General features: G+C 62.4%; 21 protein-coding genes and 3 pseudogenes. 14 read left to right on the plus strand and 10 right to left on the minus strand.

Annotated features, from left to right (window positions below; all coding sequences use genetic code 11):
* Window positions 1–2 precede the first annotated feature (2 nt).
* The 3 genes from AB4N42_RS07250 to AB4N42_RS07260 all read left to right on the plus strand — a co-directional run bounded on the left by AB4N42_RS07250 (window position 3) and on the right by AB4N42_RS07260 (window position 3,154).
* Complete coding sequence (locus AB4N42_RS07250) at window positions 3–614, plus strand: 3'-5' exonuclease (RefSeq protein WP_460116023.1); 612 nt, start codon at window positions 3–5, stop codon at window positions 612–614.
* Between the two features lie 241 nt (window positions 615–855).
* Entirely contained in the window at window positions 856–1,758 is a 903-nt protein-coding gene (yedA, locus tag AB4N42_RS07255) for a drug/metabolite exporter YedA (RefSeq protein WP_460116024.1), read from the plus strand.
* Window positions 1,759–1,816: 58 nt separating this feature from the next.
* The gene (locus AB4N42_RS07260; protein WP_460116025.1) at window positions 1,817–3,154 is read left to right on the plus strand and encodes a DEAD/DEAH box helicase; all 1,338 of its coding nucleotides are present in this window, start codon (window positions 1,817–1,819) and stop codon (window positions 3,152–3,154) included.
* A gap of 70 nt (window positions 3,155–3,224) precedes the next feature.
* Here the strand turns inward: AB4N42_RS07260 and AB4N42_RS07265 are convergent.
* Both AB4N42_RS07265 and AB4N42_RS07270 read right to left on the minus strand, forming a co-directional pair.
* A pseudogene (locus AB4N42_RS07265) lies at window positions 3,225–4,471 on the minus strand (TIGR03862 family flavoprotein).
* Window positions 4,472–4,752: 281 nt separating this feature from the next.
* On the minus strand, window positions 4,753–5,673 hold the full coding sequence (locus AB4N42_RS07270; protein ID WP_460116026.1) for a histone deacetylase family protein: 921 nt from the start codon (window positions 5,671–5,673) through the stop codon (window positions 4,753–4,755).
* 73 nt (window positions 5,674–5,746) lie between these two features.
* On the opposite strand from AB4N42_RS07270, the gene AB4N42_RS07275 reads away from it, so the two are divergent.
* The 3 genes from AB4N42_RS07275 (at window position 5,747) to AB4N42_RS07285 (ending at window position 7,877) form a co-directional block, all read left to right on the plus strand.
* Window positions 5,747–6,316 carry a GNAT family N-acetyltransferase gene (locus tag AB4N42_RS07275; protein ID WP_030140332.1) on the plus strand — a complete coding sequence of 190 codons (570 nt, stop codon included), beginning with the start codon at window positions 5,747–5,749 and terminating at the stop codon, window positions 6,314–6,316.
* 101 nt (window positions 6,317–6,417) lie between these two features.
* Complete coding sequence (tesB, locus tag AB4N42_RS07280) at window positions 6,418–7,287, plus strand: acyl-CoA thioesterase II (RefSeq protein WP_249873250.1); 870 nt, start codon at window positions 6,418–6,420, stop codon at window positions 7,285–7,287.
* The gene (locus tag AB4N42_RS07285; RefSeq protein ID WP_217860388.1) at window positions 7,284–7,877 is read left to right on the plus strand and encodes an HAD family hydrolase; all 594 of its coding nucleotides are present in this window, start codon (window positions 7,284–7,286) and stop codon (window positions 7,875–7,877) included. Before tesB ends, AB4N42_RS07285 begins: the two co-directional genes overlap by 4 nt.
* A gap of 144 nt (window positions 7,878–8,021) precedes the next feature.
* Here the strand turns inward: AB4N42_RS07285 and AB4N42_RS07290 are convergent, their stop codons facing one another.
* Both AB4N42_RS07290 and ypfJ read right to left on the minus strand, forming a co-directional pair.
* Window positions 8,022–8,969, minus strand: a complete 948-nt coding sequence (locus AB4N42_RS07290) for an alpha/beta hydrolase (RefSeq protein WP_460116028.1) — start codon at window positions 8,967–8,969, stop codon at window positions 8,022–8,024.
* Window positions 8,970–9,858: pseudogene (gene ypfJ / locus AB4N42_RS07295) on the minus strand (KPN_02809 family neutral zinc metallopeptidase).
* 252 nt (window positions 9,859–10,110) lie between these two features.
* Here ypfJ and AB4N42_RS07300 point away from each other — a divergent pair.
* Window positions 10,111–10,990: pseudogene (locus AB4N42_RS07300) on the plus strand (DMT family transporter).
* An 85-nt stretch (window positions 10,991–11,075) separates the two neighbouring features.
* On the opposite strand, the gene AB4N42_RS07305 reads toward AB4N42_RS07300, so the two are convergent.
* A complete protein-coding gene (locus tag AB4N42_RS07305) occupies window positions 11,076–12,413 on the minus strand; it encodes an MFS transporter (RefSeq protein WP_460116029.1) in 1,338 nt (445 codons plus the stop codon).
* Between the two features lie 264 nt (window positions 12,414–12,677).
* On the opposite strand from AB4N42_RS07305, the gene quiC reads away from it, so the two are divergent.
* Both quiC and AB4N42_RS07315 read left to right on the plus strand, forming a co-directional pair.
* Window positions 12,678–14,576: a 3-dehydroshikimate dehydratase QuiC gene (gene quiC / locus AB4N42_RS07310; RefSeq protein WP_030140325.1), complete on the plus strand. Its 1,899-nt coding sequence runs from the start codon at window positions 12,678–12,680 to the stop codon at window positions 14,574–14,576.
* A 101-nt stretch (window positions 14,577–14,677) separates the two neighbouring features.
* Window positions 14,678–15,355 (plus strand): TetR/AcrR family transcriptional regulator, encoded by a 678-nt coding sequence (locus tag AB4N42_RS07315; protein ID WP_198798305.1) that lies wholly within the window; start codon window positions 14,678–14,680, stop codon window positions 15,353–15,355.
* Window positions 15,356–15,504: 149 nt separating this feature from the next.
* On the opposite strand, the gene AB4N42_RS07320 is transcribed toward AB4N42_RS07315, so the two are convergent.
* From AB4N42_RS07320 to AB4N42_RS07335, 4 genes are all read right to left on the minus strand, one after another.
* A complete protein-coding gene (locus AB4N42_RS07320; RefSeq protein ID WP_460116030.1) occupies window positions 15,505–16,356 on the minus strand; it encodes a shikimate dehydrogenase in 852 nt (283 codons plus the stop codon).
* Window positions 16,357–16,361: 5 nt separating this feature from the next.
* A complete protein-coding gene (gene aroQ / locus AB4N42_RS07325; RefSeq protein WP_198798303.1) occupies window positions 16,362–16,802 on the minus strand; it encodes a type II 3-dehydroquinate dehydratase in 441 nt (146 codons plus the stop codon).
* A 299-nt stretch (window positions 16,803–17,101) separates the two neighbouring features.
* Window positions 17,102–18,181 carry a tRNA (uridine(54)-C5)-methyltransferase TrmA gene (gene trmA / locus AB4N42_RS07330; RefSeq protein ID WP_460116031.1) on the minus strand — a complete coding sequence of 360 codons (1,080 nt, stop codon included), beginning with the start codon at window positions 18,179–18,181 and terminating at the stop codon, window positions 17,102–17,104.
* A complete protein-coding gene (locus AB4N42_RS07335) occupies window positions 18,178–19,473 on the minus strand; it encodes an NCS2 family permease (RefSeq protein ID WP_030140320.1) in 1,296 nt (431 codons plus the stop codon). The genes trmA and AB4N42_RS07335 overlap by 4 nt, the downstream gene beginning before the upstream one ends.
* A 250-nt stretch (window positions 19,474–19,723) precedes the next feature.
* On the opposite strand from AB4N42_RS07335, the gene AB4N42_RS07340 reads away from it, so the two are divergent.
* From AB4N42_RS07340 to AB4N42_RS07360, 5 genes are all read left to right on the plus strand, one after another.
* Window positions 19,724–20,161, plus strand: a complete 438-nt coding sequence (locus AB4N42_RS07340; RefSeq protein WP_407684384.1) for a DUF4879 domain-containing protein — start codon at window positions 19,724–19,726, stop codon at window positions 20,159–20,161.
* Window positions 20,162–20,306: 145 nt separating this feature from the next.
* Window positions 20,307–20,873, plus strand: coding sequence for a DJ-1 family glyoxalase III (locus AB4N42_RS07345; RefSeq protein WP_030140318.1), 567 nt, complete (start codon window positions 20,307–20,309; stop codon window positions 20,871–20,873).
* Between the two features lie 176 nt (window positions 20,874–21,049).
* The gene (locus AB4N42_RS07350) at window positions 21,050–21,574 is read left to right on the plus strand and encodes a (2Fe-2S)-binding protein (protein ID WP_198798299.1); all 525 of its coding nucleotides are present in this window, start codon (window positions 21,050–21,052) and stop codon (window positions 21,572–21,574) included.
* Window positions 21,571–22,563, plus strand: a complete 993-nt coding sequence (locus AB4N42_RS07355) for an FAD binding domain-containing protein (RefSeq protein ID WP_460116032.1) — start codon at window positions 21,571–21,573, stop codon at window positions 22,561–22,563. The genes AB4N42_RS07350 and AB4N42_RS07355 overlap by 4 nt, the downstream gene beginning before the upstream one ends.
* A complete protein-coding gene (locus AB4N42_RS07360) occupies window positions 22,560–24,761 on the plus strand; it encodes a xanthine dehydrogenase family protein molybdopterin-binding subunit (protein WP_460116033.1) in 2,202 nt (733 codons plus the stop codon). The genes AB4N42_RS07355 and AB4N42_RS07360 overlap by 4 nt, the downstream gene beginning before the upstream one ends.
* A gap of 138 nt (window positions 24,762–24,899) precedes the next feature.
* Here AB4N42_RS07360 and AB4N42_RS07365 read toward each other — a convergent pair whose 3' ends face one another.
* Window positions 24,900–26,138: an MFS transporter gene (locus tag AB4N42_RS07365; protein ID WP_460116034.1), complete on the minus strand. Its 1,239-nt coding sequence runs from the start codon at window positions 26,136–26,138 to the stop codon at window positions 24,900–24,902.
* Window positions 26,139–26,263: the final 125 nt, after the last annotated feature.

Here is a 26,263-nt window from a genome sequence, read left to right on the forward strand (position 1 = left end):
GTTTGGAACGCATCGCAGTCATCGACTTTGAAACCACCGGCATCACCCCGAGCAGCAGTTGCCGGGCCACGGAAATCGCCGTGGTGATCCTTGAACAAGGCCGGATCGTCGACCGTTACCAGAGCCTGATGAACGCCGGTGTTCGCGTGCCGGCCTTCATCGAACAACTGACCGGGATCAGCAACGCCATGCTGCGCAGCGCTCCCCCTGCGGAAAAAGTGATGAACGAGGTCAACGAGTTTGTCGGCATCACGCCGCTGCTGGCGCATAACGCCGCGTTCGACCAGAAGTTCTGGGACTTCGAACTGGGGCGCATCAAGCGCACCCGCCTGCAGAACTTTGCCTGTTCGTTGTTGCTGGCCCGGCGCTTGATGCCATCGGCGCCGAACCACAAGCTTGGCACGCTCAACGCATTCGCCGGCCTGCCCCACACCGGCCAGGCTCACCGGGCCATGGCCGACGCCGAAATGGCCGCCAACCTTACCGCGCACCTCGCTGCGGAATTGCGCCAGAAGCATGGGTTGCGGGAGTTGTCCCATGACCTGCTGTGCAGTTTGCAGAAAGTGCCGACGGCGAAGATCAACGAACACCTCAAGCGCCATCGCGGGTTCTGAACGCACCGCGAAACCTTTTGTGGGAGCGAGCTTGCTCGCGATTGCGGTGTATCAGTCAATGTTATGTTGGCTGATCCAAAGCTATCGCGAGCAAGCTCGCTCCCACAGGGTTGGTCTGTGTTCAGTCGTATTGGTCGTGCCTTGAAAAGTGTATGGCTCGGATAAACAGATTTTGTAACTTAATTTCTGCCGAGCGCCTTTTTAGAATGATGGGTTTCATCGTCCTGACTTCGAGTTGAACATGCCTGGCCCACGCCGTTTTCCGTTGCCGTTGATCGCTGCCTTTTTCGCCTTGTATGTCATCTGGGGTTCGACCTACCTGGTGATTCGCATCGGCGTCGAGCATTGGCCGCCGTTGCTGCTGGCGGGGATTCGTTTTGTGATCGCCGGGTCGTTGATGTACGGCTTCTTGCGGTGGAAGGGCGCGCCGACGCCGACCTGGGCGCAATGGAAGGCCGGGGCGCTCATTGGCGTGTTGCTACTGACCTTCGGCAATGGTGCGGTGAGTATCGCCGAGCATACGGGCGTGGCTTCGGGCGTGGCGGCGCTGGCCGTGGCGACGGTGCCATTGTTTACTTTGCTCTGCGGATATTTCTGGGGCGCACGCAATACCCGTCTCGAGTGGGCGGGGATTGTGCTGGGATTGATCGGCATCGCCATGCTCAACCTGGGTTCCAACCTGCAATCGAGTCCTTTGGGGGCGGCTTTGCTGGTGTTTGCGGCGGCGTCCTGGGCCTTCGGTTCGGTGTTGAGCAAACATGTGCAACTACCCGCAGGTGCCATGGCCAGCGCGGTGGAGATGCTGGTAGCCGGCGTGGTGCTGTTGATCGGCAGCTTCGCCAGTGGCGAACGCCTGGAAAGCATGCCGCCGCTGGAAGGCTGGTTCGCGCTGGTCTACCTGATCGGTTTCGGTTCGATCATCGCCTTCAATGCCTACATGTACCTGCTCAAGCATGTGCGTCCGGCGGCGGCCACCAGCTATGCCTACGTCAACCCGGCGGTGGCGGTGTTGCTGGGCATCGTCTTCGCAGGAGAAAGCATTGGCATCGAAGAAGCCTTGGCGATGCTGGTGATCATCAGCGCCGTGGTGTTGATCGGCTTGCCGCAGTGGCGCAAGCCCAAGCCTGCACCGGCCGAATCCTGATTTAGGGTAAACTGCCGCGCATTGCACACCCTGCGCTGATTTTTCCTACGGTACCTCCATGACTTTCGCCACCCTTGGCCTGATCGAACCCCTGCTGCGCGCCCTCGAGACGCTCGGCTACCAGACTCCGACGCCGGTCCAGGCCCAAGCCATGCCGGCCGTGCTCGCCGGGCGCGACCTGATGGCCGCGGCCCAGACCGGCACCGGCAAGACCGCCGGTTTTGCCGTGCCGCTGTTGCAGTTGCTGACCACCGAAGGGCCGAAAGTCGCCGCCAACTCGGTGCGTGCGCTGATCCTGGTGCCGACCCGCGAACTGGCCGAGCAGGTCCACGAAAGCGTGCGCCAATACGCGCAGAACCTGCCCTTGAGCACCTACGCCGTGTACGGCGGCGTCAGCATCAACCCGCAGATGATGAAGTTGCGCAAAGGCGTCGACTTGCTGGTGGCGACGCCGGGCCGCTTGCTCGACCTGTTCCGCCAGAATGCGCTGAAATTCAACCAGTTGCAGACCCTGGTGCTGGACGAAGCCGATCGCATGCTCGACCTCGGTTTTTCCGAGGAACTGGCGAACATCTACAAGGCGCTGCCGAAGAAGCGCCAGACGCTGCTGTTCTCGGCGACCTTCTCCGATGCGATCCGGCTGTTGGCCGGGCAGATGCTCAACGACCCACTGAGCATCGAAGTGAGCCCGCGCAACGTGGCTGCCAACACCGTCAAGCAATGGGTGGTGACGGTGGACAAGAAGCGCAAGCCGGAGCTGTTCATTCATCTGATGCGCAAGCACAAGTGGAAACAGGTGCTGGTGTTCGCCAAGACCCGCAACGGCGTCGATGCGCTGGTGGAAAAACTCCAGGGCCTCGGTGTCAATGCCGATGGCATCCACGGTGACAAACCCCAGGCGACCCGCCAGCGCGCTCTGGATCGCTTCAAGGCCAGCGAAGTGCAGATCCTGGTGGCCACCGACGTCGCCGCCCGTGGCTTGGATATCGAGGATTTGCCATTGGTGGTGAACTTCGACCTGCCGATCGTCGCCGAGGACTACATCCACCGCATCGGCCGCACGGGCCGGGCGGGCGCCACCGGGCAGGCGATTTCCCTGGTCTGCGCCGATGAAGTGAATCTGCTATCGGCCATCGAGACCCTGACCCGTCAGACACTGCCCCGGCAGATGGAGCAGGACTTCGAGCCTGAGCACCGCGTGCCGGAGACCGATGCCAGCGGCCAAGTGATCAAGAAACCGAAGAAGCCGAAGAAACCGAAAGCCCAGGGCGGTGGCGGCAAGCGCAACTTGGGCAAGTGGGTGGACAGCGGTGATTCGGGGCCGGTGGAGCCGTCGGTCAAGCCGGTGCGAAAAGTGCCGGTGTTCAATACTGGGCCGCGTAAGCGTAAGCCTTGACGGCAGCTGCAAGTTTCAAGCTGCAAGCCGCAAGTTGTATGTCGATGGTCTTCAGCTTGCAGCTTGCAGCTTATAACTTCCCGCTGTTTCGTAGAAACTCCACCATCCCCAACCCCGCCGCCCGACCACTGGCAAAGCACGCCGTGAGCAGGTAGCCGCCGGTTGGCGCTTCCCAGTCGAGCATCTCTCCTGCGCAGAAAACGCCGGGGAGCTGCTTGAGCATCAGCCGTTCATCCAACGCTTCGAAGGCCACGCCGCCGGCACTGCTGATCGCTTCGTCCAGCGGACGGGTTTTCACCAGCGTGACCGACAAGGTCTTGATCGCTTCCGCCAGCCGCGCCATGTCGGCGAAGCAATCGACGGATGTCAGCTCGCGCAACAAGGCTGCCTTGACCCCGTCGATCCCCAACTGGCTGTGCAAGTGCTTGGCCATCGAGCGCGACCCGCGTGGCTTGTTCAGGGCCTGAAGGATTTTATCCACAGGCCGGCCCGGCAACAGGTCCAGATGAATGGTCGCGCGGCCGTGCTGGTTGATGGCCTCACGAATCGCTGCCGACAGCGCATAGATCAGGCTGCCTTCGATGCCGGTGGCGGTGATGACGCATTCGCCCAGGCGAGGCACATCGTCGTTGAGGCCGATGGCGATGTTCTTCAGCGGGGCGCCGGCGAATTTGCTGATCATCAGGTCGCTCCAGGCCGTCACGTCGAATCCGCAGTTACTCGGCTGCAGCGGCGCAAGGGCCACGCCGCGCTGTTCCAGCGGCAGCATCCAGGCACCATCGGAGCCCAGGCGCGACCAACTGCCGCCGCCCAATGCCAATAATGTCGCGTCGGGCGCAAGACTCTTTTCTCCTCCGGGCTGGCGATGCGCAGGCTGCCGTCGGGGTTCCAGCCGAGCCAGCGGTGGCGGGTGTGGATCACCACCCCGGCCTCACGTAAACGCTTGAGCCAGGCGCGCAGCAGCGGGGCGGCTTTCATGTCGGTTGGAAATACCCGTCCCGAGCTGCCGACGAAGGTGTCGATGCCCAGGCCGTGAATCCATTGGCATAACTCATCCGCGCCGAATGCTCGCAGCAGCGGGGCGATATTCGACGCGCGTTCGCCGTAGCGGGACAGGAAGGCCGGGAAGGCTTCGGAGTGGGTGATGTTCATGCCGCCGACGCCGGCCAGGAGAAATTTCCTGCCCACCGAGGGCATGCCGTCGTACAGATCGACCCGGACACCGGCCTGGCTCAACACCTCGGCCGCCATCAGGCCAGCAGGGCCGCCGCCGATGATGGCGATGTTTGGGAAGGGAGGCTGGGTGGTCGAGGTCATGGTGTGAACTGCGGAAGCTAGGAATAGCGCGGCATTCTATCAGCACAAATTCCTGTGGGAGCGGGCTTGCTCGCGAAAGCGGTGTGTCAGTGAGGCAAATATCGACTGACACACCGCGTTCGCGAGCAAGCCCGCTCCCACAAGGTAGGTGGCGTTCTTAAATTAAGGTGATCAAAAAACAACCAAGCCCCTGCGAGCCATAGGCAACACAGGCTGCGAGCCGTTTCGCTCAGGTTATCCACAGGCCGCTCCACAGGCATTGTGGGTAACGCGCCCAGCGTTCAATGACAGCCTGATGACATCCAGACCTTTTGTGCGCTGTGGTGCAGGATCCCGTGGCGTCGGGCCAGGGCCTTGCGGTCCTTGCTGTAGCCACCACCGATCACGCCGACGACGGGGATGTCCCGCCCGAGGCAATGACGCATCACGCTCTCGTCCCGGGCGGCGAGGCCTTCGTCGGTCAGTTTCAGGTAACCGAGGGCGTCGTCCTTGTGCACGTCGACGCCGGCGTCATACAGCACCAGGTCCGGCTGGTAGAGCGGCAGCAGGTAATTGAGCGCATCGTCCACGACTTTAAGGTAAGCGGCATCGTCCATGCCCATCGGCAGCGCAATGTCCCAATCGCTTTGCGCCTTGCGTGCCGGGAAATTCTTTTCGCAGTGCAGGGAAACTGTCACGGCGTCCGGGGTGTCATGGAGTATTCGAGCAGTACCGTCGCCCTGGTGCACGTCGCAGTCGAAAATCAACACCCGCGAGACGCGACCGCTGGCCAGGAAGTAGCGGCTGATCACCGCCAGGTCATTGAAAATGCAAAAGCCGGCCGGGTGATCGTAGTGGGCGTGATGGGTGCCGCCGGCCAGATGACAGGCCAACCCGTGTTCGAGGGCCTTTTCGGCGGCCAGGAGCGAGCCACCCACCGCGCGTACCGTTCGCCGGGCCAGGGCTTCGCTCCAGGGCAGGCCAAGTCGCCGTTGGTCTTCGCGGGACAACTCACCGCCCATGTAGCGTTCGATATAAGCGCGGTCATGGGCCAGGGCGAGGATTTCTGGCGGGCACAGGGCGGGGCGCAACAGGTCCGCATCTGTCGTCAGGCCACTTTCTACCAGGTGGTCGCGCAGCAGGCGGAACTTGTCCATGGGGAAGCGGTGATCCGCTGGGAACTCGGGGCTGTAGTCTTCGTGATAGATAAGCGGCAGGGGCATGGTGTTTTCAGCGGTGAATGAGTGACGGATCCTACCAGCGATGTAGACTCTGGGGCATGGAAAGGGAGTGAAGATGGAGCCGATACTGGAACTGGAAAGCGCACGGCTGATATTGCGGCAATGGCGCGACGATGATTTGCCGGCGTTTGCGGCCATGTCCGCCGATCCGCAAGTGATGCGTTATTTTCCGGCACCCTTGAGTCGCCTGGAAAGCGCTGCGTTGATCGGCCGCGTGCGCGGGCATTTTGCCGAGCATGGTTTTGGTTTGTGGGCACTGGAGCGCAAGGACACCGGCGCTTTCATTGGCTTCACCGGGCTGGGCGTGGTCGGGTTCGACGCGCATTTCACCCCGGCGGTGGAAATCGGTTGGCGCCTGGCCCGCGAACACTGGGGGCTTGGTTATGCCAGCGAAGCGGCGTGGACAGCGCTGCGCTGTGCCTTCGACCGCCTGGGGCTGGACGAAGTGGTGGCGTTTACTGCTGTGGATAACCTGCCGTCGCAGAAGGTCATGCAGGCCATCGGCATGCAGCATGATCCGGCGGATGACTTCGAGCACCCCAAGCTCGCGGTTGATCATCCATTGCGTCACCATGTGCTCTATCGCATCGATCGCGAGCAGTGGTTGCAGACGCTGCACGGTTAGCCGACACGGACGTTACAATGCCCGCCAAAATGGCCCGGGCCAATTATCGATCCGCCGCAGCACAGACTGCGCGGTTTTTGCGCTGTGTGAGGAAAGTCTGAATGAGCCACGTGTTGGAAGATCTGGTCGACCTGCTGACCCTGGAACCGATCGAAGAGAACCTGTTTCGCGGTCGTAGCCAGGACCTCGGGTTTCGGCAGCTGTTCGGCGGCCAGGTACTGGGCCAGTCATTGTCGGCGGCCAGCCAGACCGTGGAAGAGGCGCGCCACGTGCACTCGATGCATGGCTATTTCCTGCGTCCGGGGGATGCGGCGTTGCCGGTGGTCTACCAGGTCGATCGCGTTCGCGATGGCGGCAGCTTCAGCACCCGGCGGGTCACGGCGATCCAGAAGGGCAACCCGATCTTCACCTGCAGCGCCTCTTTCCAGTATGACGAGCAGGGTTTTGAGCACCAGAGCACCATGCCGCAGGTCGTCGGGCCGGAAAACCTGCCTTCCGAGCTGGAGCTGACCCAGCAGCGCGCCCATCTGCTGCCGGAGCACATGCGCGAAAAACTGCTGTGCCCCAAGCCGATCGAGGTGCGCCCGGTCACCGAAAAAGATCCTTACAACCCGCAACCGGCCGATCCGGTCAAATACGTGTGGTTCCGTGCCGATGGCGCCTTGGCGGACATTCCGGCCCTGCACAAATACCTGTTGGCCTACGCGTCGGACTTCGGCCTGTTGACCACCTCGTTGCTGCCCCACGGCAAATCGGTGTGGCACAAGGATATGCAGGTCGCGAGCCTTGACCACGCGTTGTGGTTCCACGCGGACCTGCGCGCCGACGACTGGTTGCTCTACGCCATGGACAGTCCGTGGGCTGGCAATTCCCGTGGTTTTTCCCGGGGCAGCGTGTACAACCGCGCCGGACAACTGGTCGCGTCGGTGACCCAGGAAGGCTTGATCCGCCATCGCAAGGACTGGGCATGAGCCTGGCCGATGTGCGGCATTGGGTGTTCGACATGGACGGCACGCTGACCATCGCCGTGCATGATTTCGCCGCGATCCGCGTAGCCCTGGCGATTCCGGCCGAAGACGACATTCTCACCCATCTGGCGGCCCTGCCCGCTGCAGAAGCCGCCGCCAAGCACGCCTGGCTGCTGGAACACGAACGGGACCTGGCGCTGGGCTCCAAGCCCGCGCCGGGCGCGGTTGAGCTGGTGCGAGAGTTGGCGGGACGCGGCTATCGCCTGGGCATCCTGACCCGCAATGCTCGCGAGCTGGCCCACATCACCCTCGAAGCCATTGGCCTGGCGGACTGTTTTGCGGTGGAGGACGTGCTGGGCCGCGACGAAGCACCGCCCAAGCCGCATCCCGGTGGCCTGTTGAAACTGGCCGAGGCATGGGACGTGGCCCCGGGCTCGATGGTCATGGTGGGTGACTACCGTTTCGACCTGGACTGCGGTCGCGCGGCAGGGGCGCGGACGGTGTTGGTGAACCTGCCGGATAATCCCTGGCCGGAGCTGACGGATTGGCATGCGCGGGATTGCTTTGAGTTGCGGCGGATGTTGTCGGCTTGAGAGGTCGGTTGGCTGATTGACCGTCATCGCGAGCAAGCTCGCTCCCACAAGGGGATTTTTGTCGAGCGCAAGATTTGTGTCTGCACCAGGCCCACTGTGGGAGCGAGCTTGCTCGCGATGAGGTCCGATAAGCCGCCACAAGACTTACTGCCCAAACAACACCCTCAACCCCTCCGGCGAATTGAACATCCCATCCCCATCATGCCCAACCCCGGGCACTTCGATCAGTCGCTGATTCAGCCCCTGCGGATGGCGTCGCGTCAGGTAGTCGAAAAAGAAATGCCCGCGCAGCAGTCGGTACGCCCCTTGGGTCTGCGCCTCGCAGCCTTTGTCCAGGGCCGGATGCTCCGGATCAATGTCCTGTTGTCCCAGCAAATAGGTGATGTCGCGCTTGATGTAGTTATCTTCGAGTTGCGCCGGCGTTTGCCCGGCGGCGTAGGCGGGCAGGTGCTCCAGGCCGTATTTCCAACGGTTGAAGGACGGGCAACTGGCGAGGGCGAACGCCATGGGCCGCTGCGCGTCGAGGTAGGCATATGAGGATGGATTGGCAATGACGAACCGTGGCGCGATGCGGTAGGTGCCGTGGGCGAGCAGGGCATAGCGCTGCACCACTTGTGCGCCGCCGGAGTGGCCGGCGATGACGATCTCCTTCACCTCAGGGAACTGCTGTCGATCGCTGACCCGCGCAATGATGTCATCCAGCACTTGGAAGGAACTGACTGGATTCGGCCCTATGGACAGCCCTCCCGCCATCCAGTCGTTGCCTTGCCAACGCAGGAGGTCGGCGGGCAGTTGATGGCGCGCCACGTCCTGTTCGTTGAGGAATTGCGGGGCGATGATCAGCGTGGTTGCCGTTTGACCGGCCTGCGCGGCGGCCTTTTCGCCACTGCGAAGATAAGTGTCGGCATTGCGCAGCCGACCGTGGACGATGATCAGCACCCGCTGGATCGACGCCGGCGGCGGGCTCACGGCAACGGCCATGACCCCGTCCTTGAGCAACAGGCGACCTTGGGCGACTGCCTTGACGGCGTGTTCCTCGGCCTGGGCAACTGCGCAAACGAGCACCAGCCAGATCAACGTCGCCCACTTCATCTACAGGTTTTTCGCCGCGAAGGTGTCGCACTGGCTGACCTGGCCCTGGGCGAAACCGGTCTTGAACCAGCGCACCCGTTGCGCCGAGGTGCCATGGGTAAACGAGTCCGGCACCACGCGGCCCTGGCCTTGCTGCTGCAGGCGATCGTCACCAATGGCATTGGCGGCGTTCAAGGCTTCTTCGATGTCCCCCGGCTCAAGCCAGTTCAGGCGTTTTTGCGCGTGGTTGGCCCAGACGCCGCGCGAGGCAATCGGCCTGCAATTCCTGGCGCACCAGCAAGCCGCCGTCACCTTCCATTTGCCGGCCTTGCTGGCGCGCCTCCTGGACTTTCGCCGAGACGCCGAGCAGCGTTTGCACGTGGTGGCCGATTTCGTGGGCAATGACGTAGGCCTGGGCGAAGTCCCCGGCGGCCGAAAAACGCTGGGACATTTCCTGGAAGAAACTCATGTCCAGGTAGACCTGCCGGTCCGCCGGGCAATAGAACGGGCCGGTCGCCGAGGAGGCCAGGCCGCAGGCCGAGTTGACCCGACCGCTGAACAGCACCAGCTTCGGTTGCTGGTATTGGCGACCGGCCTGTTGGAAGACCTGGCCCCAGGTGTCTTCGGTATCGCCGAGGATGGCGCGCACGAATTCGGCCTGTTCATCATTGGCCGGCGGCGCCTGGCGGGTTTGAGAAGAGGTGGGCGCGGCCCCTTGGTCCATCTGCCCGGCCAATTGCCCAAGGATCTGCATGGGGTCCTGGCCGGTGATCCAGCCGATGCCGACGATCAGGATGATCGCCGTCAGGCTCAACCCCTTGCCGCCGCCGAAACGCATTCCACCGCCGCCCCCACCGTCATCACGGGCATCCACCACGTTGTCACTGCGGCGACCTTTTTTCCATAACATGTGGGAAGTCCTCTGAATGGCCCTGCGAAGAAATGACTGCTGTGGCGGTGAGTCTAGCTTCCGGGCGCCCAAGGCGCGCGGCGTGCTTGAGCAGTGAGGCAACGGACGAGGATTTTGGTTCATCGGCGAGCCAATCCTGTCCGGCCGCCGAATTTTCATTACACTTGGGATCCAGAACTATCGGAACCCTCGCTGGCCCAATAACTGCACTGTGCATCACGGCCTCAATATCAAGCAACGCAGGTTTCCTTCATGACCATCAGCACTCCGCTCTCCGGCGTCAATCAGGCTTTCAAGGGCATCGTGCTTATCCTGGTCGCAACGTTCCTGTTCTCCAGTCACGACGCGCTGTCCAAATACCTCTCGGGTTTCTATCCGATCATCATGGTGGTCTGGGCCCGTTACGTGGTGCACACCTTGTTGATGGCGGGTATTTTCCTGCCGCGCTCGGGGCTGCGCGTGCTGCGCACCAAGCGCCCGTTGTGGCAGGTTGCGCGGGCGTTGTGCCTGTTGGGCACCAGTCTGTTTTTCACCACGTCGCTGATGTTCATCCCATTGGCAGAGGCGACGGCGGTCAACTTCCTCGCCCCCGTGCTGGTCACGGCATTGTCGGTACCGCTGCTGGGCGAGCACGTGACGCGCGGTCAGTGGATTGCGGTGATCTTCGGGTTCATCGGGGTGTTGATCATTGTTCATCCCGGTGGCGATCTGTTCACGCTCGGCGGTGCTGTTGCCGTTCTGCTCGGCGCTGTTTTTCTGCTTCTACCAGCTGCTCACGCGCAAACTCGCCGAGATCGACAGCCCCACGACCAGCAATTTTTTCGCCGGGTTGTGCAACACGTTGGTGATGAGCGCCTTGGTGCCGTTCTTCTGGCAGGTGCCCAGCGTGTCCCACGGCTTGATGATGCTAGCGCTGGGGGCCTGCGGGATGACCGCGCACTTGATGCTGACCCAGGCCTTCCGTTTTGCCGCCCCGGCGCTGCTCGCGCCGTTCGGGTATTGCCAGATCATCTTTGCCGGGTTGCTGGGCTGGTTGTTTTTCAGCCATACGCCGACGCTGACCACGGTGGTGGGGATTACCTTGATCTGCTTGAGTGGGTTGGCGGCGGCGTGGCAACAGCGGCGTAAGTAAGAGGCTATGCAGACTCCTGTGGCGAGGGGATAAATCCCCTCGCCACAAATGTGCTCGGCTTGATTACCCGGAGATGCCTCCAGTTTCAGTTTTCCAGCGTAGGCACCTTGCGCGGTGCCATGAAGTACATCCAGGTCAGCGCGATGAAGTACATCGCCGGGATCAGGGTGAACAGCACGGTGTAGTTGTTGTTCGTGATCGTGAGGATGTGCCCCACCAGCTGCGTCATGAACATCCCGCCGATGGCCGCGCACATGCCGCCGAAGCCGAACACCGTGCTCATCATGTGCTTGGGCGTGTAGTCCATCACCAGGCTCCAGATGTTGGCGGTCCAGGCCTGGTGTGCACCGATGGCCAGGGAAATCGCAAACACCGCGACCCAGAGGCTGCTGGAACCGGCCGCCATGATCACCCCGACGATGCAGCAGGCGAACAGCAACATGGACATCAGTCGCGCCTTGATCGGATTGACCCCGCGGCCAATCAGGAATGAAGACAGGATCCCGCCGCCGACGCTGCCGAAATCGGCGGTCAGGTAGATGATGATCAGCGGGATGCCCATCTGGGTCACGTTGATGCCCAGGTTGTATTGCTGGTTCAGGAACGGCGGCAGCCAGTAGAGGTAGAACCAGAACACCGGCGCAGTGATCGAGTAGGCCAGGGCGAACGCCCAGGTGCCGCGCATGCGCAGGATACGAGAGAAGGGCACGCGGGCCTGGTCCGGTTCGTCCTGGGCCTGGATGTAGTCCAGTTCCGACTGTTTCACGCTCGGGTGGTCTTCGGGGTTGAAGTATTTCAGGCCCCAGAACAGCAACCAGATCCCGCCCAGCGTCGCCATGCACAGGAACGCCGCCTGCCAGCCCCAGACGTGCAGGATCAGTGGCAGCAGCATCGGGGTGAACATCGCGCCGACGTTGGTCCCGGCGTTGAAGATACCGGTGGCCACGGCCCGTTCGCCGGCCGGGAACCACAGCCGCGTGGTTTTCACACAGGCCGGGTAGTTGGCGGCTTCGGTGAGACCGAGGATGAAGCGGCACACCATGAAGCCCACTGCCGAGGTGGCCAGGCCGTGGGCGCCGGTCGCCAGGCTCCAGAGCAGCACGGCGCAGAAGAACACGCGCTTGACGCCGATCCGGTCGATCAATCGGCCCTGCAGCACGAAGCCGACCGCATAACCGACCTGGAACCAGAAGTTGATATTGGCGTAGTCCATCGCCGTCCAGCTCATTTCCTTGGCCAGGATCGGCTGCATCACCCCGAGGGCCGCGCGGTCGATGTAGTTCAGCGTGGTGGCGAAGAACACCAGGGCGAGCATGCCCCAACGGGTCTTGCCCACGGCCATCGCGCCACGGATCTTGTCGCCGATGCCACCGCTGGTGGCAATCGGGCCGGGGGCCAGGCGGGAACTTTGGGAAGGAATCATAAGGTGCACCCGTTCTTGAAATTCTTATGGTGTGGTCTGGGTCTGCATTGAACCCGAAGTCGGGCGTCAACGTGGGGCCGATGGTGGGCAGTGGACAAAAAATCGTCAATTCGCTGATCGGGCATTGTGTTCGATAATCGCCCCAAAAACTAACCAGACGGTACATATTAAATTGCCCAAAAAAACCGTCAGCTCAATAATCCCCTGACTCTTTTAAAAGCGGCGCATCTTTTGTAGCCGACGCCTGTCCCGGGAGCCGAAGTCATGCAGCGTTCCATTGCCACCGTTTCGTTGAGCGGTACCCTGCCGGAAAAACTCGAAGCCATTGCCGCCGCCGGTTTCGACGGGGTGGAGATCTTCGAAAACGATCTTCTCTACTACGATGGCAGTCCTCGGGAAATCCGGCAGATGTGCGCCGACCTGGGCGTCGCTATCACGTTGTTCCAACCCTTTCGTGATTTCGAAGGCTGCCGCCGCGATCGCCTGGCGCGCAACCTGGAACGGGCCGAGCGCAAATTCGATTTGATGCAGGAGTTGGGCACCGACCTGGTGCTGGTGTGCAGCAATGCCTCGGCTGACAGCGTTGGCGATGAGCAGATCCTCATCGACGACCTGCGCCTGCTGGCCGAGCGGGCCGGCGCGCGGGGCCTGCGCATCGGTTATGAAGCGTTGGCCTGGGGCCGGCACGTCAATACGTATCAACAGGTCTGGAACATCGTGCGCCAGGCTGATCATCCGAGCCTCGGCGTGCTGCTCGACAGCTTCCACACCTTGTCCCTCAAGGGCGACCCGAGCGCGATCGCCGAGATTCCCGGCGACAAGATCTTCTTTGTGCAAATGGCCGATGCGCCGATCCTGGCGATGGATGTCCTGGAGTGGAGCCGGCACTTCCGCTGTTTCCCGGGCCAGGGCGAATTCGACTTGCCAGGTTTCCTCGCGCCGATCATCCAGAGTGGCTACACCGGGCCGCTGTCGCTGGAAATCTTCAACGACGGTTTTCGCGCCGCGCCGCCACGGGCCAACGCTGCCGACGGCTTGCGTTCGTTGCTGTACCTGGAAGAAAAGACCCGTCAGCGCCTGGCCGAACAAGCGCCTGCGCAGAAGCCTGACATTCTTTTTGAAACAGCGCCGGCCAGCGAATACGACGGCATCGAGTTCCTGGAGTTCGCTGTCAACGATAACCTGGGGGCCAAGCTCGCCCATTGGTTGGAGCGCCTGGGTTTCGTCAAGGCTGGCCAGCATCGCTCCAAGAACGTCAGCCTGTTGCGCCAGGGCGATATCAACCTGATCCTCAACTGCGAGCCGTATTCCTTCGCCCACAGCTTTTTCGAAGCCCATGGCCCGTCGCTGTGCGCCATGGCGGTTCGGGTCAAGGACAGCGCCAGCGCCCTGAAACGGGCCGTGGCCTTTAAAGGCCAGCCTTATCGCGGCCTGGTCGGGCCCAACGAACTGGAACTGGCGGCGGTGCGCGCGCCGGACAGCAGCCTGATCTACCTGGTGGATCGGGACGCCGATGTCTATGGCACCGATTTCCACCTGCAACCGGCTGCCGCCGTCGGCGCCGGGCTCAAGCGCATCGACCACATGGCGATGGCGTTGCCGGCCGACAGCCTCGACAGTTGGGTGCTGTTCTACAAGAGCCTGCTGGATTTCGAGGCTGACGACGAAGTGGTGCTGCCTGATCCATATGGCCTGGTGAAAAGCCGTGCCCTGCGCAGTCGTTGCAGTTCGATTCGCTTGCCGTTGAACATTTCCGAGAACCGCAACACCGCTATTTCACACGCGCTGTCGAGTTATCGCGGTTCCGGCGTGCATCACATTGCCTTCGATTGCGATGACATCTTCGCCCAGGTCAGTCGAGCCAAGGAGGCCGGGGTGCCGTTGCTCGACATTCCGCTCAACTATTACGACGACCTGGCGGCGCGTTTCGATTTCGACGACGAGTTTCTCAGCGAACTGGCCTATTTCAACGTGCTGTATGACCGTGATGCCCAGGGTGGTGAGCTGTTCCACGTCTACACCGAGCCGTTCGAAGGGCGGTTCTTCTTCGAGATCATCCAGCGCAAGAACGGTTACGCTGGTTACGGCGCGGCCAACGTCGCGGTGCGCCTGGCGGCCATGGCCAAGTCCCGCAGCGGCGGCGTGCGACACGCCAAGTTGTAGGGAAATCGTAACCGTGGCGGTAAAGGGCAGTGCCTTGGCTTCCTTCACTGCCCGGTGCAGCCCATAATCGCCCACCTGTGCAGTGACGGCCTGAGCCCGCAATGACTATGAATCCAGAGCTTCCCGCAGCCCTCGACGAGCCTGTCGCCGCGCCGCGCAAGAGTCGCAAGAACAACCCGGAGAAAACCCGGGAAAATATTCTCCAGGAAGCCATCGTCGAGTTCGTCCAGCAAGGCCTGGCCGGCGCCCGGGTCGACGCCATCGCCGAGCGCATCCACACCTCCAAGCGCATGATCTATTACTACTTCGGCAGCAAGGAGCAGTTGTACGTCGAGGTGCTGGAGAAACTCTACGGTGATATCCGCACCACAGAAAGCCGCCTGCACCTGGCGGAACTGGCGCCGGTCGAGGCGATCCGGCGCCTGGTGGAATTCACCTTCGATCACCATGATCGCAACGTGGATTTCGTGCGCATCGTCTGCATCGAAAACATCCACAACGCCGAATACGTGAAACAGTCCGGTGCGATCAAGGCGATGACCAACACCATCCTCGATTCCCTGGGCGTGATCCTCCGTCGTGGCGCCGAAGAAGGCATATTCCGTGCCGGCCTCGAACCGCTGGACGTACATTTGTTGATCAGCTCGTTCTGCTTCTATCGGGTATCCAACCGCCAGACATTCGGTGAAATCTTCCAGATCGACCTGTCGGACGAAGCGGTCAAGCAGCGGCATCGGCAGATGGTGTGTGAGTCGGTGTTGCGTTACTTGCGGGCCTGACACCGAACCTGACGTGCAAGCAATCCTATGTGGGAGCGAGCTTGCTCGCGATAGCGGTGGATCAGCCAACCTCGATGGTGACTGGTGTACCGCAATCGCGAGCAAGCTCGCTCCCACAGTTCATTCCTCGCAGGGATTTTCACTCGGCTTTAGTGATTCATGCTCTGGAAATGCGCCAGCATCCGCTGCGCATCCGGCGCCACGCCGCTGAACAGTTCGAACGCCTTGACCGCCTGGAACACCGCCATGGTGCCGCCGTCCAGCGTGCGGCAGCCGAGGGCGCGGGCGTTGCGCAGGAGTTCGGTTTCCAACGGGAAATAAACGATCTCCGCCACCCACAGGTCGCCCCGCAACAACTCGACCGGCACCGGCATGCCCGGCAGTTTCGCCATGCCCATGGGTGTGGTGTTCACCAAGCCGTCGGCCTCGGCCATGGCAATTGCAAGGTCATGCCCGGCACGAGCGCGGCCGGCGCCGAAGTGTTGATTCAAGTTGTTCGCCAATGCCTCGGCACGGCTGACCTCGACATCAAAAATGCTCAGCGTCTCCACGCCTTCCACCAGCAACGCATGGGCCACCGCCGCGCCGGCGCCTCCTGCGCCCATCTGGACCACGCGCTTGCGCGCGACATCACCCAAGCCACGACGAAAACCTTCGGCGAACCCCAGGCAGTCGGTGTTATGGCCGATGCGCTTGCCGTCCTTGAGCACCACGGTATTCACCGCACCGATCCCGCTGGCCTCGGGCGACAACTCGTCCAATAACGGAATGATCGCCTGCTTGCAGGGAAAGGTGATGTTCAGGCCAGTGAAGTCCATGCGTTCGGCGGCCATCAGCAAATCGGGCAGGGCGCTGCTGTCGAGCTTCAGCGCATCGAGATCGATCAGTCGATAGAGGTAGCGCATGCCCTGGGCATCGCCTTCGCGCTCATGCAGCGCCGGTGTGCGCGACGCCTGGATGCCCGCGCCGATGAGCCCGGCCAGCACAGTGATATTCGACATGCGTATCAACCTTTCAACCGCTGACTGAAATGTTCCAGGGCCAGGCGATAACCATGGCTGCCGAACCCGCACATCACGCCGATGGCCACCGATGAAACAAAGGAGTGGTGACGGAACGTCTCGCGGGCGTGGACGTTGGAAAGATGGACTTCGATGACTGGCACTTCGCTCGCCACCAGGGCGTCGCGGATCGCCACGGAGGTGTGGGTCCAGGCCGCGGGGTTGATGATGATGCCGGCGCATCGGCCACGGGCGCCGTGAATCCAGTCCAGCAATTCACCTTCCTGGTTGGTCTGGCGAAACTCCACGGCAAGGCCCAGCTCCTCGGCGGTGCGGGCACATAACGCAGAAATATCAGCCAGGGTTTCGTGGCCATAGGTTGCCGGCTCGCGGGTGCCGAGCAGGTTCAGGTTCGGGCCGTTGAGCACCAGAACGATCGGAGGCATCGCACATTTCTCCACATTTTTTATTGTTGGTGTCGGCGGGGATCCAGCCGGTGGAGATAAATTGTACTAGATGGTTAATTTGGTCAAATAAAGCAGCGGTCGACGGGCAATAAGTGTTCGATGATCGAACATTGCATCAGCCGAGAGATTGGGGAAGGCAATTGTGGCGAGGGGATTTATCCCCGCTCGAGCGCGCAGCGCTCGCAAACTGTTGGCACAGACAGGCATGGGGCTGCTCCGCAGCCCAGCGGGGATAAATCCCCTCGCCACAAGGTAATCCTTTACCCCAAAAGGCGGGTTCAGCGTCGCGTCAACAACACCCCGGATTCCATGTGATGGGTCCAGGGAAATTGATCGAACAACGCGCAGCGCGTGATGCGGTGGGTGTCGTTCAGTTGCGCGATGTTGGCGGCGAGGGTGTCAGGGTTGCAGGAGATGTAGAGGATGTTGTCGAAGCGCCGGGTCAGCTCGCAGGTGTCCGGGTCCATGCCGGCGCGAGGCGGATCGACGAAGACGCTGCCGAACTCGTAGCTTTTCAGGTCGATGCCATGCAGACGACGGAACGGCCGGACTTCGTTCAGGGCTTCGGTCAATTCTTCGGCGGACAGGCGCACCAGCGTGACGTTATCCACCGCGTTTTCGCTGAGGTTGCTCAGCGCGGCGTTCACCGAGGTCTTGCTGATTTCGGTGGCCAGCACTTTGCGCACGCGGGTGGCCAGGGGCAGGGTGAAGTTGCCGTTGCCGCAGTACAACTCCAGCAGATCGTCGCTGCGCTCGCCCAGCGCTTCATAAGCCCAGTTGAGCATCTTCTGGTTCACCGTGCCGTTGGGCTGGGTGAAGGCGCCCTCGGGCTGGCGATAGCTGAAGGTGCGGCCGCCCACGTCGAGTTTCTCCACCACGTAATCGTGGCCGATCACTTCGCGCTTGCCCTTGGAGCGACCAATGATGCTGACGCCCAGGTCGGCCGCCAGTTTCGAGGCCGCAGCGTGCCAGTGCTCGTCCAGCGGGCGGTGATAACACAGGGTGATCATCGCATCACCGGCCAGGGTGGTCAGGAACTCCACCTGGAACAGCTTATGGCTCAGGGGGGCGCTGGCTTGCCAGGCGGCCTTGAGTTGCGGCATCAACTGGTTGATGCGCAGGCTGGCGATGGGAAATTCCTCGATGAGGATCGGTGTGCGCTTGTCGTCCTGGGAGAACATTGCGTAGTGCCGTTCGCCGGCCTCGCGCCATAGACGGAATTCGGCGCGCAGGCGGAAGTGCTTCAGGGGCGAATCGAACACCGCAGGTTCTGGTGCATCGAACGGCGCCAACAGGTCACGCAAGCGGGTGACCTTGTCCTGCAACTGAGCAGCGTAGGCTTGGAAATCAAAAGTCATGCGTTGAACCAACCCAACTTGATCACGAACAGGATCGACAGAATGACCAGCGCCGGGTTCAGCTCACGGCCACGACCGGAGACCAGCTTGATGGCGGTCCAGGCGATGAAGCCGAAGGCAATGCCGTTGGCGATGGAGTAGGTGAAAGGCATCGCCAGGGCAGTGATCACGACCGGGGCGGCGACGGTGATGTCGTCCCAGTCGATTTCCGCCAGGCCCGAAGTCATCAACACCGCCACGAACAGCAGCGCCGGCGCGGTGGCGAAGGCCGGGACGCTGGCGGCCAGCGGCGAGAAGAACAGCGCCAGCAGGAACAGGATCGCCACCACGATGGCCGTCAGGCCAGTGCGGCCGCCGGCACTGACGCCCGCCGCCGATTCGATGTAGCTGGTGGTCGTCGAAGTGCCCAGCAGCGAACCGGCCATGGCGGCGGTGCTGTCGGCGATCAGTGCGCGGCCCATCTTTGGCATGTGCCCGTCCTTGCCCATCAACCCGGCGCGCTTGGCGACGCCGATCAGGGTGCCGGAGTTGTCGAACAGATCGACGAACAGGAAGGCGAAGATCACGTTCACGAGACCGATGTCCAAGGCGCCCATGATGTCCAGTTGCAGGAAGGTCGGGGCCAAGGATGGCGGTGCGGAAATGACGCCGTTGAACGGGGTGAAGCCCATCAGGATCGCGACGATGGTGACCGCCAGGATGCCGATCAGCACTGCGCCGCGTACTTTCAAGGCCTCGAGGGCGACGATGAGGACAAAGCCCAGGGTCGCGAGGATCGGCGCCGGTTGTTTCAGGTCGCCGAGGCCGACCATGGTCGCCGGGTTTTTCACCACGATGCCGGCATTGCTCAGGGCGATCAGTGCCAGGAACAGGCCGATACCGGCGGCAATGGCCGAGCGCAGCGGCAGCGGGATGCTGTTGATGATCCATTCGCGGATGCGGAAGATCGATAGCAGGAAGAACAGCACGGCGGAGACGAACACCGCCCCCAGCGCCACTTGCCACGTGTGGCCCATGTGCAGGACCACGGTGTAGGTAAAGAAGGCATTCAGGCCCATGCCCGGCGCGAGGGCGATCGGGTAGTTGGCAATCAGCCCCATCACGGTCGAGCCGATGGCCGCCGCCAGGCAAGTGGCGACGAATACCGCGCCCTTGTCCATGCCGGTTTCACCGAGAATGCTCGGGTTCACGAACAGAATGTAGGCCATGGCCAGGAAGGTCGTGACGCCCGCCAGAATCTCGGTCCGCACGTTGGTGTTGTGTGCCTTGAGTTGAAACAGCCTTTCCAGCATGTCTGCTCCCCGTGGCGCGCCCGGCGCCGTGAATGTATCGACCTCAACAGCAAAGCACAGCACACCCATGGCGGCCGGAATTTTCTGTGGGTCGGAAAAAGCCGCGCATCATAACAGCGCGGCGATGTGGCTGCGATCCTCTGTCTTGAGTCGCAAAGGTGTTCAGTCGCGAAGTGTGCAGTTGCAAAAGTGTGCAGTCGCAAAAGTTGGGCCATACTGCGCGCGGTTCCGGGAGGTCGGTATGTATTGCATGAAAAAATTTGCCTCGGTCTGCGCATTGAGCCTCTGGCTGTCCGTGTCGGCTGCCCATGCCGCATCGGCGCCGCCGCTGAGCGAGGTCAAGGTGCTCAAGGTCGAATCGCCGGCCTGTGGTTTCGAGGACATCGCCCCAGGTCAGGCGCAGACCCGTTGCGACCACGGCGGCCCGAACATCAAGGTCTACGTGCTGGAGGTCGGTTACGGCCACCAGCCGAACGTCACGCTGGACGGCTTCGAAGTCGACGGCACCCGCTCGCCCGTGTGTGCGTACAGCAATGGCAACCTCAATGATTGCTCGAAGACAACCAGGACGGTTGGCTACGTGTACATCTTCGATCTGAAGGGCAAGCAAGAGGGGACCTTCAGTTTCAGCAACGTCTCGATCAACGCGCCGGGCAACCGGATGACCACGCAGCTGTACATCAAATAGCCGATGCCCCTGCGGGCGCGGCGTAGGAGCTGCCGAGCGCAGCGAGGCTGCGATCTTTACCCTGACTTGAATCTCAAGCGCCTATCAAAAGATCGCAGCCTTCGACAACTCCTACACTACAAGCATCACCCAGTGGAGAGCGCCCATGATTCCTGGAACCAAGATCCCCCGAGCCCTGATCGCCGTGGCCGAAGGCGTCGATGACTTGCAGGCGGTGACGCTGATCGACGTGTTGCGTCGCGCGCAGCTTGAAGTGGTGGTGGCGAGTATCGAAGGTCGTCGCATGCTGACTTGCGCACGCGGCACGCGCCTGACCGCCGACGGCATGCTGGTGGACGTGCTGGTGCAGGATTTCGACCTGATCGTCCTGCCCGGCGGCATCATCGGCGCGCAGCACCTGGCCGCCCATCAGCCCTTGCAGCAGTTGGTCAAGGACCAGGCCGCGGCCGGGCGCTTGTTTGCCGCCATCGCCGAAGCCCCGGCGTTGGTGCTCCAGGCATTCGGCGTCCTGCGCCAGCGTCGCATGACCTGCCTGCCTGCGGTCAGTCAGCAACTGTCCGGGTGCAGCTTCGTCGATCAACCGGTGGTGGTGGACGGCAATTGCATCACCGCCCAGGGTTCCGCCGCCGCCCTGGTGTTTGCCCTTGCGCTGGTGGAAGCACTTGCCGGTAAAGGGGTGAGGAGCGTGGTAGCGGCTGAACTGTTGGCCTGACACTTCAAAAACCTGCGCAGTCTCGTGGCGAGGGAGCTTGCTCCCGCCCGGCTGCGCAGCAGACGGCAGTGTTTCGTCATTCAATCGCCTTGAACGCTCACCACACCCCGAAGTCGTACCCCTTATGACGGTGGTTTCCCAAAACGCCGCGTGTACGACTAACCGTGAGGTGTTCCATGAGCGCGACTTTGTCCGAAGCGACGCCGGCGTCCTTCGTCCCTCATCCCATACGTCTGACCCTCAATGGCGCGGTGCGCGAGTTGCAAGTGTTGCCCTGGACCACGCTGCTGGACCTGCTGCGCGAGCAGTTGGACCTGGTAGGCAGCAAGAAGGGCTGTGACCACGGCCAGTGCGGTGCCTGCACGGTGCTGCGCGACGGCAAGCGGATCAACGCCTGCCTGACCCTGGCGATAATGTGCGATGGCGCCGAGCTGACCACTGTCGAGGGCTTGGCGGATGGCGATGAATTGCATCCCATGCAACGTGCATTCATCAAGCATGACGCCTTCCAGTGTGGTTACTGCACGCCAGGGCAGATCTGTTCGGCGGTGGGCTTGGCCAACGAGGGCAGGGCGCAGGGCTCGGCTGAAATCAGCGAGCTGATGAGCGGCAATCTCTGCCGGTGCGGTGCCTATAACAACATCCGCGATGCCATTGAAGAAGCCCTGCCGCTCTGCCAGCAGACGGGAGGTGAGTCGTGAATCCCTTTCGCTACAGCAAGCCCGATACGCTGCGGGCGGCCGTGGAACTGTCGAGTGCCCATTCGCGCTTCATCGCTGGCGGCACCAATCTGCTGGATCTGATGAAGGAAAACCTCACCCGCCCCGAGCATCTGATCGATATCACCGGCCTGCCCTTGGCCGACCTCAGCGAAACGCCCTCGGGCGGGGTGATGATCGGCGCGCTGGTGAGCAATGCCGACCTGGCCTGGCATCCTTGGATCGAGCGCCGTTATCCGTTGCTTTCCCAGGCCATCCTCGCCGGTGCTTCGCCGCAGTTGCGCAACATGGCCAGCACGGGTGGCAATCTGTTGCAGCGCACCCGTTGTTACTATTTTTATGACGCCAGCGTGCCCTGCAACAAACGCAGGCCCGGCAGTGGATGCCCGGCCCGAAGCGGCTTGAATCGGATACACGCAATCCTGGGAGCCAGTGAGCAGTGCGTCGCGACGCATCCCTCAGACATGTGCGTGGCCCTGGCGGCCCTTGATGCGGTGGTCCATGTGCTGGGGCGCGGTGGTCCACGGACCATCGAGTTCGCCGATTTCCATCGTCTGCCCGGCGACGCTCCGGACCGGGACAATCAACTGGCCGATGACGAGCTGATCACCTACATCGAGCTGCCGCCCGCCGGTTTCGCCGAACACAGCCATTACCTGAAAATCCGCGACCGGGCGTCCTATGCTTTCGCGCTGGTGTCGGTGGCGGCGGCGCTGGAGCTGGACGGACCGGTGATCCGACAGGCGCGCCTGGCCCTCGGCGGCGTGGCACACAAGCCTTGGCGCGACCGGGCGGTGGAGAGCTGGCTGGCAGGCCAGGTCGTCAGCCGTGAAACCTTCACGGCCGCCGCCGATGCGCTGCTGCAGGACGCTGAACCGCTGGCGCACAACGGCTTCAAGGTCAAACTGGCGCGACGGGCGATCGTCCGCGCCTTGAGCGAAGCGGCACTGGTGGGAGGAACCGCCCGATGAACGCACAGAGCAAAACCATAGGGCAACCGCTGGACCGCGTCGATGGCCTGCTCAAGGTGACCGGTCGCGCCCGTTATGCCGGTGAATACCCCGAACTTGGCTTGTTGCACGGCAGCGTGGTGTCCAGCGCGATTGCCCGCGGTCGCGTCGTGCGCATCGATGCGTCGCGGGCGTTGGCGCTGCCGGGCGTCGTCGCGGTGATCGACCACACCAATCGCCCGAGAATCGCCAGTTACGACGAGCCCTACCAGGATGCCGATGCGGCGGAGGGCTCACCGTTCCGGCCGCTGTTCAACGAGCGGATTCTCTACAGCGGCCAGCCGCTGGCCCTGGTGGTGGCCGAGAACCTGGAACTGGCCCGTTATGCCGGCTCGCTCGTGGACATCGAGTACGAAGCCGAGGCGCATCAGACCGACCTGACCATCCAGCAAAACGAAGCCCATCCGGCGCCAGCCGAATTGCCCAAGCCCCGTGGGAATTTTCAGGGCGAGTACGCCAGTTCGGCGTTGAGCGTGGATGTGTCCTACAGCACCCCGGTTGAGCATCACAACCCGATGGAGCCTCACGCCTCCACCGTGCTGTATCAACCCGACGGCAGCCTGAATATCCACGACAAGACCCAAGGCGCGCAGAACTGCCAGCAGTATGTGCAAAAAGTGTTCGGCCTGGAGAAGGAACACGTGCGGGTGTTTGCCGCGTTCGTAGGCGGCGCCTTCGGTTCCGGACTGCGGCCGCAATACCAATTGCCGCTGGCGGTGATGGCCGCGCTGGCGCTGAAACGCTCGGTACGCGTGAGCCTGACGCGCCAGCAGATGTTTACCTTTGGCTATCGGCCACGAACCTTCCAGCGCCTCCAACTGGGCGCCGCCGCCAACGGCAGGTTGCTCGCCGTGGCGCACTCCGCCATCGGCCAGACCTCGCGTTTCGAAGACTTCACCGAACACGTCGTGGAGTGGAGCGGCATGCTCTATCACTGCGACAACGTGACGTTGACCTACAAGCTGGCGCCGCTGGACGTCTACACGCCGCTGGACATGCGCGCGCCGGGCGCGGCCCTTGGGTTGATCGGCCTGGAATGCGCCATGGACGAGTTGGCCTGTGCCTTGGCAATCGACCCGGTGCAGTTGCGCCTGATCAACTACGCCGAGCGCAACGAAAACGAGGGCAAGCCGTATTCCAGCAAGGAACTGCGGGCCTGTTACGCCGAAGGTGCCAAGCGTTTCGGCTGGGACAAGCGCAACCCGGAACCGCGCAGCATGCGCAAGGACCGGCAACTGGTGGGCTGGGGCATGGCCGGCGGCGTGTGGGAAGCCATGCAGCAGAAGGCCAGCGCCCGGGCATCGCTGGACGCCGATGGCAAGTTGACCGTCAGCAGCGCGACCACCGATATCGGCACCGGTACCTACACGGTCATGACTCAGATTGCCGCCGAGGCGTCAGGCGTTTCCCTTGAGAACGTCACCTTTGTTCTGGGTGACTCGTCGCTTCCGACGGCTCCGCTGCAGGGCGGTTCGTTTACCGTCTCGTCCGTGGGGACGGCGGTGCAGCAGGCCTGTGAAGCGGTCAGGGAAAAACTGCTCGCTGTGGCCCGGCAGTCCTGCCCTGAGTTCAGCGCCGCGACCCTTGAACAGGTCACGTTTGCCGACGGTGAGCTGCGCATGGGCGCGGCCCGTGTCGCGCTGTCGGAGCTGGCGCGCAAAAGCGGTGAAATGCCGTTGCAGGCCGAGGTCTCCGCCGGGCCGGACGAGAAACGCCAGGCCTACGCCACCGCGACGCACTCGGCCGTATTCGCTGAAGTGCTGGTGGACGAAGACCTCGGCACGGTGAAGGTCAATCGGGTCGTCAGCGCGATTGCCGCCGGACGGGTAATCAATCCGAAAACCGCCCGCAGCCAGATCCTCGGTGGCGTGGTCTGGGGCGTCGGCATGGCGCTGCATGAAGAAACCCTGACGGACCACGCCCTGGGCCGACACATGAACCACAACCTGGCCGAATACCACGTGCCGGTCAACGCCGATATCGGCGACATAGACGTGATTTTTGTCGAGGAACATGACGAGATCGTCAACGCCCTCGGTTCCAAGGGCGTCGGTGAGATCGGCATTGTCGGCGTGGCTGCCGCAGTGGCGAATGCGATTTACCACGCCACGGGCAAACGGGTGAGGGACTTCCCGATCACCCTGGACAAGTTGCTCTAGGCTCTGTACGAAATGTGTTCGCGCGAAGGCCAGACAAGGCGAAACGGGGCGAGGAAGCGCAGTGTACTGGAGTACATGAGCATTCCGAGCCCCGTTTCAACGCAGTATGGGCGAGTGCGGATACATTTCGTACCGAGCCTAGGCTTTTGCGTCGTCCACCGGTTCGTGCATCCGGTCGCGGTGGGCCAGGGTCGGGAACAGTTTGATCCAGACCCCGGTCACCAACAGGGTGCCGACGCCGCCCATGACCACTGCCGGCACGGTGCCGAACCAATGGGCGGTGAGGCCGGATTCGAATTCGCCCAACTGGTTCGACGCGCCGATGAACAAGCCATTCACTGCGCTGACCCGTCCGCGCATCTCGTCCGGCGTTTCCAGCTGTACGAAGGAGGCGCGGATCACCATGCTGATCATGTCGGCCGCGCCCAGCACCACCAGCACCGCGAGGGAAAACCAGAATGACGTGGAGAGGCCGAACGCGATGGTGGCGACACCGAACACCCCCACGGCGGTGAACATCACCCGGCCGACCTTGCGCTCTACGGCGAAGCGCGCCAGCCACAGCGACATCAGCAGGGCACCGACCGCTGGCGCCGAACGCAACAGGCCCAGGCCCCAGGGCCCGGTGAGCAGGATGTCCTTGGCGAATACCGGTAGCAACGCGGTTGCGCCCCCCAGCAGCACCGCGAACAGGTCCAGGGAGATCGCCCCGAGGATGTCCGGGCGGCTGCGAATGAAGCGAATACCGGCCAACAGCGAGTCGAGGGTCGCCTTGCCTTTGTTCAGCGGCGTCTGCCTGGCAGGCAGGTTGAGCATCAGGCAACAGGCAATGATGTAGAGCAGCACGGTCGGCCCATAGACCCAGACACTGCCGAAGGCATACAGCAGACCGCCAAGGGCCGGGGCGACGATGGTCGCCGATTGCTGGGCCGATTGCGCGGCGGCCACGGCCCGGGGAAACAGCGCAGCCGGGACGATGCTCGGCAGCAAGGCCTGGGTGGTCGGCATTTCGAAGGACCGGGCCGCGCCGAGCAGGAAGGCGAGGATGAAGATCATCTCCCGCGTGATGTGGTCGGTGGCGCTGCCAATCGCCAGGGCCAGGGCGATCATCGCCTGCAATGATTGGCAGATCGCGGCGACTTTGCGTCGATCGTATCGATCCGCCACATGCCCGGTGTGAAGCATGAACAGTACGCGCGGGGCGAATTCCACAAGGCCGACCAGCCCGAGGTCGAGGACGTTGCCGGTCAGTTGATAAAGGTTCCAGCCGATGGCCACGGTGAGCATCTGGAAACCGCTGGCGGTGAATATCCGGGCCAGCCAGAAGGCGATGAAGGGACGATGGTGACGGAGCAGCAACGGTGCTTGGCTGGGCATCTGCGACGGGGTCCGGTGATGAAGGCCACGAGATTATCACCGAGCTGTAACTGGAAGTTGCGGTGGTTGGAAAAATAGTTAGCCAAACATCGATATTGGCTTGAGGGAACATTTGTGGCGAGGTC

This window comes from Pseudomonas sp. H2_D02 (genome assembly GCF_054677635.1).